General features: G+C 70.3%; 17 protein-coding genes. 5 read left to right on the forward strand and 12 right to left on the reverse strand.

Features of this window, described 5'->3' with window-relative positions; all coding sequences use genetic code 11:
• Positions 1-59 precede the first annotated feature (59 nt).
• Positions 60-1,064, forward strand: coding sequence for a LacI family DNA-binding transcriptional regulator (locus tag L942_RS17500; protein ID WP_037361606.1), 1,005 nt, complete (start codon positions 60-62; stop codon positions 1,062-1,064).
• On the opposite strand, the gene L942_RS17505 is transcribed toward L942_RS17500, so the two are convergent.
• The 4 genes from L942_RS17505 to L942_RS45890 all read right to left on the reverse strand — a co-directional run bounded on the left by L942_RS17505 (position 1,061) and on the right by L942_RS45890 (position 3,977).
• Positions 1,061-1,657 carry a LysE family transporter gene (locus L942_RS17505; RefSeq protein WP_037361608.1) on the reverse strand — a complete coding sequence of 199 codons (597 nt, stop codon included), beginning with the start codon at positions 1,655-1,657 and terminating at the stop codon, positions 1,061-1,063. The two genes, L942_RS17500 and L942_RS17505, sit on opposite strands and share 4 nt — an antisense overlap.
• A gap of 144 nt (positions 1,658-1,801) precedes the next feature.
• Complete coding sequence (locus tag L942_RS17510) at positions 1,802-2,485, reverse strand: alpha/beta fold hydrolase (RefSeq protein WP_037361609.1); 684 nt, start codon at positions 2,483-2,485, stop codon at positions 1,802-1,804.
• 180 nt (positions 2,486-2,665) lie between these two features.
• Positions 2,666-3,220, reverse strand: a complete 555-nt coding sequence (locus tag L942_RS17515; protein ID WP_037361610.1) for a snapalysin family zinc-dependent metalloprotease — start codon at positions 3,218-3,220, stop codon at positions 2,666-2,668.
• A gap of 145 nt (positions 3,221-3,365) precedes the next feature.
• The gene (locus L942_RS45890; protein WP_037361611.1) at positions 3,366-3,977 is read right to left on the reverse strand and encodes a YbaB/EbfC family nucleoid-associated protein; all 612 of its coding nucleotides are present in this window, start codon (positions 3,975-3,977) and stop codon (positions 3,366-3,368) included.
• Positions 3,978-4,102: 125 nt separating this feature from the next.
• On the opposite strand from L942_RS45890, the gene L942_RS17525 reads away from it, so the two are divergent.
• From L942_RS17525 to L942_RS17540, 4 genes are all read left to right on the forward strand, one after another.
• A complete protein-coding gene (locus L942_RS17525; protein ID WP_106964928.1) occupies positions 4,103-4,720 on the forward strand; it encodes a TetR/AcrR family transcriptional regulator in 618 nt (205 codons plus the stop codon).
• 150 nt (positions 4,721-4,870) lie between these two features.
• Positions 4,871-6,079, forward strand: a complete 1,209-nt coding sequence (locus tag L942_RS17530; protein WP_037361613.1) for a cytochrome P450 — start codon at positions 4,871-4,873, stop codon at positions 6,077-6,079.
• Between the two features lie 13 nt (positions 6,080-6,092).
• Complete coding sequence (locus L942_RS17535) at positions 6,093-6,287, forward strand: ferredoxin (protein ID WP_037361615.1); 195 nt, start codon at positions 6,093-6,095, stop codon at positions 6,285-6,287.
• 49 nt (positions 6,288-6,336) lie between these two features.
• Positions 6,337-7,134 (forward strand): TetR/AcrR family transcriptional regulator, encoded by a 798-nt coding sequence (locus L942_RS17540; protein WP_037361617.1) that lies wholly within the window; start codon positions 6,337-6,339, stop codon positions 7,132-7,134.
• On the opposite strand, the gene L942_RS17545 is transcribed toward L942_RS17540, so the two are convergent.
• The 8 genes from L942_RS17545 to L942_RS17580 form a co-directional block, all read right to left on the reverse strand.
• Entirely contained in the window at positions 7,100-7,852 is a 753-nt protein-coding gene (locus L942_RS17545) for a class I SAM-dependent methyltransferase (protein WP_037361619.1), read from the reverse strand. The genes L942_RS17540 and L942_RS17545 overlap by 35 nt on opposite strands.
• Before the next feature lie 10 nt (positions 7,853-7,862).
• On the reverse strand, positions 7,863-8,291 hold the full coding sequence (locus tag L942_RS17550; RefSeq protein WP_037361621.1) for a hypothetical protein: 429 nt from the start codon (positions 8,289-8,291) through the stop codon (positions 7,863-7,865).
• Positions 8,292-8,347: 56 nt separating this feature from the next.
• The gene (locus tag L942_RS42040) at positions 8,348-8,851 is read right to left on the reverse strand and encodes a MarR family winged helix-turn-helix transcriptional regulator (RefSeq protein ID WP_158684483.1); all 504 of its coding nucleotides are present in this window, start codon (positions 8,849-8,851) and stop codon (positions 8,348-8,350) included.
• Between the two features lie 77 nt (positions 8,852-8,928).
• Positions 8,929-9,150 carry a putative acetyltransferase gene (locus L942_RS17560; RefSeq protein WP_037361623.1) on the reverse strand — a complete coding sequence of 74 codons (222 nt, stop codon included), beginning with the start codon at positions 9,148-9,150 and terminating at the stop codon, positions 8,929-8,931.
• Positions 9,147-9,386, reverse strand: coding sequence for a glutaredoxin family protein (locus L942_RS17565; protein ID WP_037361625.1), 240 nt, complete (start codon positions 9,384-9,386; stop codon positions 9,147-9,149). The genes L942_RS17560 and L942_RS17565 overlap by 4 nt, the downstream gene beginning before the upstream one ends.
• Positions 9,383-11,503 (reverse strand): phage holin family protein, encoded by a 2,121-nt coding sequence (locus L942_RS17570; protein ID WP_037361627.1) that lies wholly within the window; start codon positions 11,501-11,503, stop codon positions 9,383-9,385. Before L942_RS17570 ends, L942_RS17565 begins: the two co-directional genes overlap by 4 nt.
• Positions 11,500-12,087, reverse strand: a complete 588-nt coding sequence (locus L942_RS17575; protein WP_037361629.1) for a DedA family protein — start codon at positions 12,085-12,087, stop codon at positions 11,500-11,502. Before L942_RS17575 ends, L942_RS17570 begins: the two co-directional genes overlap by 4 nt.
• On the reverse strand, positions 12,084-12,875 hold the full coding sequence (locus L942_RS17580) for an MBL fold metallo-hydrolase (protein ID WP_037361631.1): 792 nt from the start codon (positions 12,873-12,875) through the stop codon (positions 12,084-12,086). The genes L942_RS17575 and L942_RS17580 overlap by 4 nt, the downstream gene beginning before the upstream one ends.
• Positions 12,876-13,059: the final 184 nt, after the last annotated feature.

The raw sequence follows: 13,059 nt of genomic DNA on the forward strand, positions 1-13,059 counted from the left end.
GGTGCCGAGAGCTTCGCGGGCTCGTGATGGGCTCTGGGCGGACGAGATGAGGAGTCAGCGTGGCCGTGACCCTGAAGGACGTCGCGACGCTGGCGGGCGTTTCGGTGAAAACCGTGTCGAACGTGGTGAACGGCTACGCGTTCGTGAAGCCCGAGAACCGGCGGCGCGTCGAAGAGGCACTGGCCGCGACCGGATACCGGCCGAATGTCGGCGCGCGCAACCTGCGCCGCGGGCGAACCGGATTCCTGGCTTTGATGGTGCCCGAGCTGAGCATTCCGTACTTCGGCGAAATGGCCGGGCTGGTGATCACCGCCGCGCAGAGGCGCGGGTGGAGCGTGCTGATCGAGCAGACCCAGGGCACTCGCGACCGGGAACGGGCCACTGTGGACTCGCTGGGCCCGCATCTGGTCGACGGCGCCCTGGTGCATCCCGAAGCACTCGAAGCGGAAGATTTCCCTGACGCGGAAGGGGAAATCCCGCTCGTGCTGCTCGGCGAGCACGCGGTGGACGTCGCGCTCGACCGGGTAGCGATCGACAACGTACGTGCCGCGCACGTCGCGGTCTCGCATCTGGTTTCGCTCGGCCGCCGGCGGATCGCGGCGATCGGTGCGAACCCCCAACGCGGAACGTCGTCGCTGCGGCTCGCCGGTTACCGGGCCGCGCTGGCGGACGCCGGGTTGCCGTCGGCGGATTCCCTGGTGGAGCCGGTGGCGAAATACCATCGTGCCGAGGGGGCGGCGGCGATGAAACGCTTGCTGGCACAGGAAGAACCGCCGGACGCGGTGTTCTGCTTCAACGACCTGCTGGCCGTCGGCGCGTTGCGTTCGGCCGCTGAGCACGGGCTGCGGGTGCCGGAGGACATCGCGATCGTCGGCTTCGACAACACCGAGGAGAGCGCGTTCAGCCTGCCCGCGCTCACCACGATCTCGCCGGACAAGGCGGCGATCGCCGAGGCCGCGATCGACCTGATCCACCGCCGCCTCGCCGGTACGGAGAGTGCCGAGCCGCGTCTGGTGCAGCCGCCGTTTTCCCTGGAGATAAGGGAAAGCACGGTCGTTTCCTAGAGAAGTCGCACTGCCAGCACGAGAATCACCGCGCTTGACAGCAGGGCCGTGGCGAGCCGTCCGCGTGGAGCGGTGAGGCTGTGGCCGAGCAACGCGCCACCGACGGCCAGCAGCAGTTGCCAACTGGCCGAAGCGGCGAACGCGGCGGCCGCGAACACGGTGCCGTTCGCTGGTCGGTCGCCGAGGACTAATGCGGTGAAGTAAATGACGGTGGTGGGGTTGAGCAGAGTCAGGCCGAGCAGCGTCGCGTATGCCCGCAGTGGGTGCGGCTCCGTTGCCAGAAGGGGCGATTCGGCGGAGCGATAACGCCGAATCGCCCGGACCGCGGTCCACGCGGCTAGCACGAACAGGGCGACGGCGGAGATCAGCCGCAGGGGACTGGTGATCGGGGCGAGCAGCGGAGCCAGCGCGGCCCCGCCGGTGGTGGCCAGAACGGCGTAGACGCCGTCCGCGGTGGCCACGCCCATCGCCGCGGCCGCCCCGACCCGCCACGACGTACGAGCCGTGAGCTCGACCAGATAGACGCCGATCGCCCCGACCGGCATGGCGATCCCGTACCCGGCGATGAGCCCCGCGACCAGCGCGGCGCTCATCGCACTGCCCGGATGGTCCCTTCCTTCGCCGTCTGCTGCTTGCCGCGCGCGGGCAGACAGCGGAACGGAGGACGGCGCGCGGGTTCGGTGCTCATGGCCGGAATACTCGGCTGTGCGGCCCGGGCCGGGCAACTGAATTTCCGGCTATGCGCCGCGGGCTGACACCTTGTCGATCACCGTAGCCACCGCCTCCGGCTGCGAGAGCAGGGAATAGTGACTGGCCGCCAGTTCGACGCAGTCCGCTCCGGCCCGCTCGGCGAGCCATCGCTGCAGATCCGGGTGGAGAATCCGGTCCTCTGTGGACACTGCGTACGCGGTCGGCAGGTCACGCCAGGCGCCCGGGCCCGCGGGGGTGGCGAAGCAGGCGGCGCGGGCGCGTCGTTGCACCGCGGCCAGCGCGGCGGCTCGTTCGGGAGCCACGTCGGCGGCGAAGGCGTCGTGGAACCGGTTCGGGTCGAGCGACGACCACCCGTCCTCCCGGAACACCATCGCGGCACGACCGGGCGCATCCGGGAATGGCGCGTTCAGGGAACCCACCGTCTCGCCTTCGTCGGGCACATACGCCGCGAAGTAAGCGAGTGCGTTGACCTGTGGATTACCCTTCGCCGCACCGGAAATCACCGAACCGCCGTAGGAATGCCCGGCCAGCGTGACCGGTCCGGCGAAGGTGGCGATTTCCCTCCGGACCTCTGCGATGTCGTCGGCGAGCGAGGTCATCGGCAGGTGCGCCGCCCGGACCCGATGTCCTTGCCGGTGCAGCGCGGGAATCACCTCCAGCCACGCCGACCCGTCGCTCCAAGCGCCGTGAACGAGAACGATTTCCGCCATGAATGCCTCCCCTTCGTTTGAAGGCAAGACAACCACCGACCGCTCCCAGGGCCCCTTGTCTCGGCGAAATACGGAGGATTCCGACCCCGGCTCAGGCCCGAACGGCGCGATCCGACACCGGAAGCCTTGACAGCGAAAGCGGCGGCTGGGACGCACCCTGCCGCCGCTCGCTCGTCCGGCTCAGCCGGCGTGGTCGTAGATCCGCTGCTGCGGACCGGAGACCGCGCTGAGCCCGTTCGCCCACAGCCGCTGCACGCGGGAAGCTTCCTGGGCGTTCGGGTTGGCGTTGTGGCAGGACGGGCCGGGGCCGCCGCCCGACATCAGTTCGGAGCACGGGCCCGAGTAGTGGTCCGGAAGGCCGAGCGCGTGGCCGGTTTCGTGCGCGGTGATCCGCGTGTTGTCGTACTGGCGGGCCTGGGTGTAGTCGATGAAGATGGTGCCGTGGCCGTGTCCGTCGGTTTGCGCGTACGAACCGTTCGGGTCGTTGCCCTCGACGTAGCGCAGCGTGGCCCCGGATGCACGCTCGACCAGCTTCACGTTGGTCACCGCGCGGTTCCAGTTCGCCGCGCCGGCGTTGATCGCGGCGCGGAACGTCGGCGCGCCGGAGGTCGAGTAGTAGACCGTGGTCGCCGCGACGGCGGACGGAGCCGGAGCGGCGACCGCGACGGCGCCCGAAAGCGGGGCCGCGGCCAGAGCGAGGGCGACCGCGCCGGACAGCACGAACTTCCTGGACATGAGAAAGCTCCTGGGGATCGGGGAGTTTTGCCGGGTTTGCGCGCGCTCAACCCAAAGTAGGCAGAAGCTCCCGGATTGTGACCCCCCTTTCGTACGGTCCGGCAACTGGTGATTTCCCAGCACTAACGACGGGTTGACACCCCGGTCACCACGGCTGCATCTCGTCGTCGTCCTCGCCCTCGGCGCGCCTGCGGTGCGGCCCGGACGTCGGCCTCGGCGGGTCGGGCGCGGCCGGGGGCGGCGGCGGGGTGTTGCCCGGAGGCGGCATCGGCGGACGGCTGTGCGTCGCGCCGCCAGGCGGGGGCATCGGGCGGCCGTACGCCGCGCTGCCCGGCGGGGTGGTGGTGCCCGGCGGAGGACCCGCGTACCGGGCGGGCGGTTCGGGCCGCGACGGCTCGGCCGGAGGTTCCGGCTCCTCCTCGGCCTCCGGCAGATAGGACTTGACCACGTTCATCATCTCGCTGTCGCCGGCGATCGGCTCGAACGCGTCGATGACGTCGCGCGAAACCTGGCGCTGCGCCTTGCCGTAGGCGTCCATGATCGAGGCGGTCAGCCGGGCGCCGCCGTGCCGCAGGGCGCGGTCGTCGATCTCCAGGTTCTTGAGCGCGCCGTTCGGAGCGACCGAAACCGACACCAGTCCGTCGCCTGAGGTGCCGCGTCCTTCCGCGGTGCTCAAGGTCGCCTGCAGTGCGAGGCTTTTCGCCTGCATCTCGTCAATCCGCCGCTGGAAGTCGTCCAGCCACCCCTGATCGTCCACCGGGGAACGCTATCGGCCGCCCTCGCCCAGTCGGTGAACCTCGGATGGCTGACGGGCGACGAAACGATCGACATCCGCGGCGGGCCGGAGCGGGACCGGGCAGCGCGAGCGGTAAGAATGGGCAGGTGTCCGAAGAAGTCCAGGCCCGCACGCGCAACCGCTGGGGAGAGGGCGAGCGGCTGCGCGGGGAAATCCTCGCCGCGGCGAGCAGGCTCCTGTCGGAACTCGACGGCGAGGACGCGCTCACCATCCGCGGCGTCGCGCGCGCCGTCGGCATCGCCCCGGCCAGCATCTACCAGCACTTCAGCGACCGGGCCGCGCTCGTCGCCGGCCTCGTCGAGCACGAGTTCGGCCGGCTGCGGCTCGCGATGGAAACGGCGGAATCCCGGGTTCCCGCCGAAGATCCGGTGGGCCGGGTGCGCGCGCTGCTGCACGCGTACTGCCGCTTCGCGATGGACAACCCCGGCCATTACCGGCTGATGACCGCGAACGGGGCCCGCCGCACCTCGCCGGAGGTCCGGCCGCAGGGCCCGACGATCGATCTCATCGACCGGATCACCGCCGCGTTCGCCCGCTGCGCGGAGGCCGGGGCGGCGCTCCGCGTGCCCGCCGACCGGGCCGGGGTGATCGCGTTCGTCGGCGCGCACGGCCGCGTCGCGCTGTTCCACTCGTCGGCGAGGCAGCCGAACGAGGAAGCCGTCGTGAACTTCGCCGACGAGTTGCTGTCGCTCATTTTCGCTTGAGGCGCGGGCGTTTTCTCCCGTTTGCCACTCTCGTCCACGGCCATCCCGGTGATCTTGACCCGCGCGTCTGGTCAGTCGTTCACCAAATCTCCTAACATCTGTTCGGTAAGTATCCGAACAATCGTTTGGCGACTTCCCCAGGAGGCTGGCATGGCCGAAGCCCGGCCCGTAGAGCAGTTCCCGATGTCGCGCGGGCGCTGCCCGTTCGACCCGCCGCCCGCGCTCGATCGCAAGCTCCGCGACGATCCGGTGTCCCGCGTGCGGATCTGGGACGGCAGCGAACCGTGGCTGTTCACCCGCTACGAAGACGTCCGCACGGTGCTCACCGACCCGCGCGTGAGCGCCGATCCCAGCCGGGCCGGCTATCCGGCGCAGACCCCGGGGATCAAGGCGCAGCGCAGCCGGTTCAAGGCGTTCATCGGCATGGACGATCCGGAGCACGCCGCCCAGCGACGGCTGCTCACCGGCGATTTCATGGTGAAAAAGGTCGAGCGGATGCGGCCGCGGATCCAGCAGATCGTCGACGAGCTGCTCGACGAGATGCTGGCCGGGCCGAAACCCGCCGACCTCGTGCAGGCGTTCGCGCTGCCGGTGCCGTCGCTGGTGATCTGCGAACTGCTCGGCGTGCCGTATGACGATCGCGATTTCTTCCACCGCTGCAGCAAGATCCTGGTCTCGCGGGAGTCGACCGCCGAACAGGCGCTCGCCGCGGCCGAGGAGCTGTGCGGCTATCTCGGGCGGCTGGTGGAGAAGAAGATCCACGACCCGGCCGACGACGTGTTGAGCCGCCTCGCGACCGGGCAGGTCGCCACCGGTGCGATGACCGTCGAGGAAGCCGCTTCGATGGGCCGGCTGCTGCTCGTGGCTGGGCACGAGACCACGGCGAACATGATCGCGCTCGGCACCGTCGCGTTGCTGGAGCATCCGGATCAGCTCGCCGCGGTCCGCGACGGCGACGACGCGTTGCTGGCCAACGCGGTCGAGGAGCTGCTGCGCTACCTGACGATCGTCCACTCCGGACGTCGCCGCGTCGCGCTCGAAGACCTGGAGATCGGCGGGCAGACCGTGCGCGCGGGCGAGGGCCTGATCGCGGCCACCGACATCGCCAACCGGGACGAAACGCAGTTCCCCGAGCCGGACGAGCTCGACGTCACCCGCAAGGCTCGCCACCACGTCGCGTTCGGCTACGGCGTGCACCAATGCCTCGGCCAGCCGCTCGCCCGGGTCGAACTGCAGGTGGTGTACCGGACGCTGTACCGGCGGATCCCGACGCTCCGGCTGGCGACGCCGATGGAGGAACTGAAGTTCAAACACGACATGGCGGTCTACGGGGTGCACGAACTCCCCGTGACCTGGTGAAAGGAGCCGCGAGATGAAGGTGGTCGTCGACCAGTCCCGCTGCGTCGGGGCCGGGCAGTGCGTGCTCGTCGCGCCCGAGGTGTTCGACCAGCGCGACGAGGACGGGATCGTGGTGCTGCTCCAGGAAAACCCGCCTGCGGAACTGCACGCGCGGGCGAAGGAGGCGGCGCAGCTCTGCCCGGCGCTCGCGATCGAGGTGGACGGCTGAGCCAGCGGCCCCGTCGGTCCTTTATCCTGTAAGGGGAAAGGGGTCGCCGGTGGTCGTGTTCGCGGGGCAGGGCGACGCCCGCCGTTCGATGGAGCTGCTGTGGCGCGCGGGAGCCGAACCGCGCAGCGCGCCGGGGCCGAAACCCGCGCTCAGCGTGGACCGCATCGTCGAGGCGGCGATCGAACTCGCGGACGCCGAGGGAATGTCCGCGTTGTCGATGCGCGCGGTCGGCGAGCGGCTCGGGCGCACGGCGATGGCGCTGTACACGTATGTGCCGAGCAAGGCCGAGCTGATCGACTTGATGTGCGACCAGGTGTTCGGCGATCTGCGCGCCGACCACGACCTGTCCGGCGGCTGGCGTCCCGCGTTGCTTGAGCTGGCCGGCGACCTGTGGGAATTCCATCTCCGGCACCCGTGGCTGCTGCAGGTGTCCTATGCGCGGCCGGTGCTGGGCCCGGGGGAGTTCCGGATGCAGGAAACGATGCTGCGAGTGCTGTTCGCGACCGGTCTGCCCGCCGCCCAGGTGCGCCGGCTGGTGGGCGCGCTGCTCAACGTCGTGCGCGGCGCGGTGCAGATCGCCGCGGAATCGCGGCTGGCGCTGAAGGAAACCGGACTGTCCGATGAGGACTGGTGGCGGACCCGGACGGCGGCGCTCGGCGAGCTGGTCCCGGATCTGCCGGAACGGTACCCGAATGTCGCTAAGCTCGGCGGGGAAAGCTCGCCGCCGCCGGCCGGAGTGTCCTATTTGGAGCATGAGGCGCGGCTGAGCTTCGAGGCCGGCGTGGCGGTGCTGGCGGACGGGATCGAGGCGGCTATCGCTTGCGCGCCTCGATCAGGAACCGAGTAGTCGTCGCGACGAACGGCCCCTTCCGCAGCTCCTCGTGCAGCTCGCGCAGCCGCGGCCGGTATTCGTCCACTGTGAACCCCGGCACCATCCAGATCACCTTGCGCAGGAAGTAAATCACCGCGCCGATGTCGTGGAACTCAGTGCGCAGTTCCTCGAAGCGCAGGTCTGCCACCTCCAGCCCGGCCTGCTCCGCTTCGGCCTTCGCGCGGTCCGGATGGCGGCTGTTGCGCACCTCGGGCGGCTGCGGCCCGAGGAAGTACTCGACCAGTTCGAACACGCTCCACGGCCCGACTTGCTGCGACAGATAGCTCCCGCCGGGCTTGAGCACGCGCGCGATCTCGTCCCACCAGACGGTGACCGGATGCCGGCTGACGACCATGTCGAACACGTTGTCCCGAAACGGAAGCGGCGGCTCGTCGGTATCCGCCACGACGGTCGCGCCTCGCGGTTCCAGCAGTGCGGCGGCCTTCTGGAGATTCGGCGGCCACGATTCGGTGGCGACCGTCAGCGGCGGCAACACCGGCACCCCGGCCAGCACCTCGCCGCCGCCGGTTTGGATGTCCACTACGGACTGGACCTCCCGCAGCCGCTCGCCGAGCAGCCGCTGATAGCCCCAGGACGGCCGCTGTTCGCTGGCCCGGCCGTCGAGCCAGGAGAAATCCCAGCCGTCCACGGACACCGACGCGGCCTCGTCCGCCAGTTCGTCGAAGGTGCGCATCCGGTGATCGTCACAAACTCGGCTCGGGCGGGCCACTCGATTTCCGGCTGGCGAAGAATTCCCGCGCCGACCGGGGGATCCAGAGCAGAGCGACGAGCAGCAGCTGCGCGGCGCCGATGATCGGAATGCTCACGTGGAACAGCGGAGACGACGACCAGGACACGGCGCTGAACACCACTGACAACAACTGAGAGACGGTGGCGAGGCGGCGCGTCCACCTTCGCGCGGTGGTCAGCTTCCCGACCAGCAGTGCGCACAGGACCAGCAGGACGCCGTGGAACACCGCCCCGGAGACCACGGCGATCTCGACGGACCGATCGACCTCGGACGCGGCGAAATCCGGGTGCTGGGACACGATCTGGGTGCGCAAGGCGTCCCGGTTCAGCCACATCAGCACGGCCACCGCCAGATGGCTGACCGCCACGACGGCCAGCAGCAACCGTGCTCCTTGGACCGGCGCTGGGACGGGTCGTGGCCGGGTGCCTGGGTCCCTGATCATCGCTCCTCCTCTTCGCTGCCCGGCACTCGACGGGCCCGCCGCCAGCGAGGACCGGTTCCGGGCGGGGCGGCGGCAGTGTCGCCGCGCTGTGCCCAGGCTTGGTTGAGGCGGGTGACCAGCGTCAGCGCGGCGGTCAGGTCTGCCTCCGGCCAGTCGGCGATGACTTCCGCGAACACGGCGGCTCCCGCCTCGATCGTGCTGTCGAGCTCCGCGCGACCCGGTCCGGTCTGCCGGACGAGGAACGTGCGGGAGTCGTCCGGATCGGGCTCGACGACGATCTGCTCCGCCCGTTCCAGCGCGGTGAGATGCCGGCTGGTCGCCGACGCGGTGAGCCCGAGTTCGGCGGCGATCGCGCTGGGGCGCACGGGTTCCCGGGCGGCGACGGTCGCCAGCACCTGGATCCGGGTGAGATCCAGATGGCGCGAGATCTGGCGGTGGCCCCGGTCGATGAGCTCCATGACCGCCCGGGCCAGCCGTACGGAGTCGTTTCGTTGCGACACGAAACGACTTTAGCAGAGCAGGGCGAAGCCGGTGCGGAAGGCGAGAAAGGGCTCCGGCCTGGACGAGCCGGTCGCGGTCAGAGGTTCGGCTCGGCGGATTTCCGCTTCGGCGCAGGCGGCACCGGTTTGGCGGCGACCACCGCGGCCAGCGGGACGACGACCAGGCCGCGTTTGGTTTCCACCGTGCAGGTGTCGGCGTCGCGAGCCCGCAACGGACCGAGGGCGTCGGTGAATCCCCCCTCGATCCGGTACCGCACGACCACCCGCGTGCCCAGCGGGAGTTCCGTCAGCGGAGTCACCGCGACAGGTGCGCGTTCAGTTCGTCGTCGCTCGGCTCCACGAGGTGGCTGCCGTCCGCGAAGACGATGGTCGGGATGCGGCGCGCCCCGTCCTGCAGCTGGCGTACGCGGGCTTCGGCGGCGGGGTCGGCCTCGACGTCCACGTAGTCGTACTCGACGCCCTTCGCGTCGAGCAGTGCACGGCTGCGTTTGACGTCCGGGCACCAGCTCGCGCCGTAGACGATCGGGTTGCTCATGACACTGCCTCCGAGGGGACGACGGCGGGTTTGTCTTCGGCCGCACCGGGTTCCGGGTGGCCGAGGAAGGTGAGCCAGTCGCGGAACACGCGGTGCACGGCCTCCGCGCCGACGGGTTCGCCGGGTGCAGGGAATTCTCGCGGATACAGCAGGAAGCCTCGTTGCTGCGGTCCGCCGAGCGCGCCGTGCGAGCCGACGTGCCGTTCGAACGGCGACGACTGGTCGGAGTCCGGGTCGTACCGGCTGTTGATCATGATGTCCGCGCAGTGCGGGAAACTGTCGACGCGCTGGACCAGCTCGGCCGCGTGCGGACCGTAGTCGGCCAGCGGGTCTTCGCCGATCACGACGCCGGTGGCCAGCCGCTTCAATCCGTCGCGACCCAGCACCACCGGACCGAATTCGCGGCTGCGGACCAGGATGAACCCGACGCCGGCGTGGTCGACCAGCGTCGGCAGCAGGTCCGGATACTCGCGCTCGATTGTCTCCAGTTCGACCCGGCCCTCGTGCTCGGTGAACGACACCATCGCCAGATGCCCGGACACGACGGCGACGACCCCGGGAGCCACTCGCGCGACCTGCCCCGGCGACCCGGTCGCGGTCCGCGGCCGGTTCTCGGCTCCTTCCGCGCCTTCCACCCGGGCCCGCAGCCGCCGGGCGATCAGCCCGCCGCCCGCGCTCGCCTCGGCCAGTGCGGCGTTGACCTGCCAGCTTTCCGCCTGCCGGCGCTTTCCTTGCTCGGCAACGGGTTCGCCGCCGCAGAGCCTTCCGACGAGCGACTCGATGGTCTCGCCGAACCGGTCGACGAACGCCTGCCCCTGGGTCTGCCCGTGGTCGGAAAGCCCGACGAGGTGGTACTTCCGCGGCGAAAGCCGGCTGGCGCGCAGCAGCCGAGCGAACTGCTGATCGATCGACCGCAGGACTTCCAGCGTGTCGAACCGCTCGATGCCGGAGTGGTGCGCGACCTCGTCGTAGCCGAGGAAATCGGCGTACACGACCGGCCGCCCGGCGAGCATGTCGCCGATGATCGCGGACACCACGACGTCGCGGGCGATCACCGTCGTGCCCGGCCGGGCGAGCGGGTAGACGCCGCCACGCGGGATCCTCGGCAGCACGCCGGCGCGGCGTTGTTTGGCCGCGGCGGACAGCTCGCGGACGACGTCGGCGAGCGCGACCCCGAAGGTGCGCAGCACGTTGACGGGATTGGCGAAGTAGGCGCGATAGCCCGCGCCGACCCGGTCCCGGCGCCGCTTGCGCGGGGTGAGCACCGGGACCGAACTCATGGTCAGGCTGACGTGCGGGGCGTCGCCGGAGAAGAGGTTGCCGTGGCTCGCGCCGCCGATCGACAGCAGGCCGCGCCCGTCGCTGTGCCGCCGCTCGATCTCGGCCGCGTCGGACGGATGCGCGCACGCCATGACGTGGTCGCGATCCTTCTCGTACCAGCGGAAACCGAGGATGTCGTAGTTCGAACCGTGCAGGATCCCGCAGACGCTCGCGCCGGTCTGCGAACTCCAGTCGGTGTGCCAGCGGGTCAGCGAATGCGTGCCCTCGGACAGCCACTTGGCGAAGGTCGGCATGTCGCCGTCCCGCACCGCGCGCCGGACGGTGTCGTAACCCAGCCCGTCGATCTGCAGGAAGACCACGCCGGGCGGTTGGTCCGCGAAATCGGTGCGGTGCGCTGCTTTCCTCCGGCGGCGAGCGGCGCGGCGGAAGAAGATCTCGTCCTCGTCCACGGCCAGCACGCTGGAGATCACCGCGCCCACCGCGGACATCGCGACGGTGATGACGACCGCCGTCGAGAATCCGTGCAGTTCGACCCCGGGCACGGCCTGCAGAATCGCCAACGCGGCGGCGCTGAGCAGGATGTACGTGCCGACGCCGAGGGTGAAGTACGCGATCGGCCACGCCACCCGCACCACGAGCGGCCACACCACGGAGACGAGCAGCCCGAGGATCAGCGCGCACACCGTCGGCTGCCACCACGACTGCATCCGGAACCCGTCGAGCCACGCGTCGAGCAGCCGCAACGCGCCGGTGCCCGCGACCCAGACCAGCAGGACCCGCGCGACGACCCGGCCGCCGCGCAACAGCCGGCCCTTCGCCGGAGCAGGGGTCGTCATCGGTGTCCTCCCGTGTGATGGGCCGCCCGTTTCTTGGAGATCAGCGTGGTCAATGCGGTCACCAGCAGCACCAGGACGGTGGCGAGCATCGACGCGATGAGCGGCGAGTCGAAGATGCCGCCGCTGAGGATGCCCAGCAGCGAATACGCGACCGCCCACAGCACGCAGGCCAGCAGACCGGACGGCAGGAATTTGCGCCAGGGATAGCCGAGCGTGCCCGCGGCGAGCAGCACCGGGATGCGTCCGGCGGGAATCAGCCGGCCGATCACCACGAGCTGCCAGCCGCGTCTCGCGAACTGTTCGCGGCCTTTCGCGAGGCGTTCGGCTTGCTGGCGTCGTTCCACGAAGCGCAGCAACGGTTCACTGCCGAACCTCGGGACGGCGAAGGTGATCACGTCGCCCAGATACGCGCCCGCGACCGCCAGCAGGATGACCAGCGGAAGCGAGAGGTGGTCGGTGGTCATCGCGACCGCGGCCGCCGCGCCGACGACCGCGCCGGTCGGCACGATCGGGATCACGGAGCCGAGCAGCACTCCGCCGAACAGCGCCGGGTAGCCGATCGCTGACGGGTCTGTCCAATTCACCCGCGCTCCTCGCGGGCCGGGAGCAGGACGTCGGAGCCGGGCCGGGTGTGCAGGACCTCGGTGTCCAGGCCCTGGCAGCGGACGTGGTGCGCGAAGGTGCGCGGGGGTTCCACGAGGAGCTGGCGCATCTTGGCGGTGAGATGGAGGCCGGGTACGGCGAGGGTGCCCCAGTGCACCGGCACCGCCGCGCGGGCCTGCAGAAGCGCGGCGGCCTCGGCGGCTCGTTCCGGCGTCAGGTGGCCGGGGCCGAGGTTCGGGCCCCAGCCCCAGACGGGGAGCAGGGCTACGTCAACGGGACCCAGATCGGCCATGCCGGGGAACAGGTCGGTGTCGCCGGCGGAGTAGATCCGCTGGTTGTCTCCCTCGATGAGGTGGCCGAGGGCGGGGCTCTGCGGGCCGTGGGTGAGGCGGGGGCCCCAGCGGTGGCCGGAGTGGACGGCCTCGGTAGCGGTGACGGTCAGCTGGCCGGAAGTGATGGTTTCGCCCGGGGCGAGTTCTTCTACCTCCGTGAAGCCCTGTTTGGCCAGCCAGGAGCCGGCACCCCTCGGGACGGCGATTCTCGTGGCCTTGCCGAGGAGTTTGAGGGAAGGGAGGTGGAGGTGGTCGCCGTGGAGGTGGGAAATGAGGACGAGGTCCACCGCGGTCCAGGCGGAGACGTCCGGTTTCGGGGCGACCCGGGTGAGAGGGCCTACCCAGCGGGTGAGGACTGGGTCGGTGAGGGCGACCTGGCCGGCTAGTTCCACGCGGGTGGTCGCGTGGCCTAGGAAGTGGAGGTTCGGGCTGGTCACGGTTTCGAGTATTGCCGGATGTGCGGCGGGATGCTCGGTGGAGTGGTGGGGCGCACCCGTTGAGGGGTGAGTTGAGGGGGGTGATCGGCTCGTCGCCTGGCGGCGACATTGCTGTGGTGAGTGGCGTGGGGCACCCCGAAGCCCGAGTGTGCTGACGGGCGGTGGGTGCTTGTCAAGGCGGGAA

This window comes from Amycolatopsis orientalis DSM 43388, assembly GCF_000411975.1.
GTDB classification, from domain to species: Bacteria; Actinomycetota; Actinomycetes; order Mycobacteriales; family Pseudonocardiaceae; genus Amycolatopsis; species Amycolatopsis orientalis_D.

Bases quoted from the DNA above. Each gene is read 5' to 3' on its own strand.
- L942_RS17505 (WP_037361608.1), bottom strand. From the start codon at position 1,657: ATGAGCGCCGCGCTGGTCGCGGGGCTCATCGCCGGGTACGGGATCGCC.
- L942_RS17510 (WP_037361609.1), bottom strand. From the start codon at position 2,485: ATGGCGGAAATCGTTCTCGTTCACGGCGCTTGGAGCGACGGGTCGGCG.
- L942_RS17515 (WP_037361610.1), bottom strand. From the start codon at position 3,220: ATGTCCAGGAAGTTCGTGCTGTCCGGCGCGGTCGCCCTCGCTCTGGCC.
- L942_RS17530 (WP_037361613.1), top strand. From the start codon at position 4,871: ATGGCCGAAGCCCGGCCCGTAGAGCAGTTCCCGATGTCGCGCGGGCGC.
- L942_RS17535 (WP_037361615.1), top strand. From the start codon at position 6,093: ATGAAGGTGGTCGTCGACCAGTCCCGCTGCGTCGGGGCCGGGCAGTGC.
- L942_RS17545 (WP_037361619.1), bottom strand. From the start codon at position 7,852: ATGCGCACCTTCGACGAACTGGCGGACGAGGCCGCGTCGGTGTCCGTG.
- L942_RS17565 (WP_037361625.1), bottom strand. From the start codon at position 9,386: ATGAGCAACCCGATCGTCTACGGCGCGAGCTGGTGCCCGGACGTCAAA.
- L942_RS17570 (WP_037361627.1), bottom strand. From the start codon at position 11,503: ATGACGACCCCTGCTCCGGCGAAGGGCCGGCTGTTGCGCGGCGGCCGG.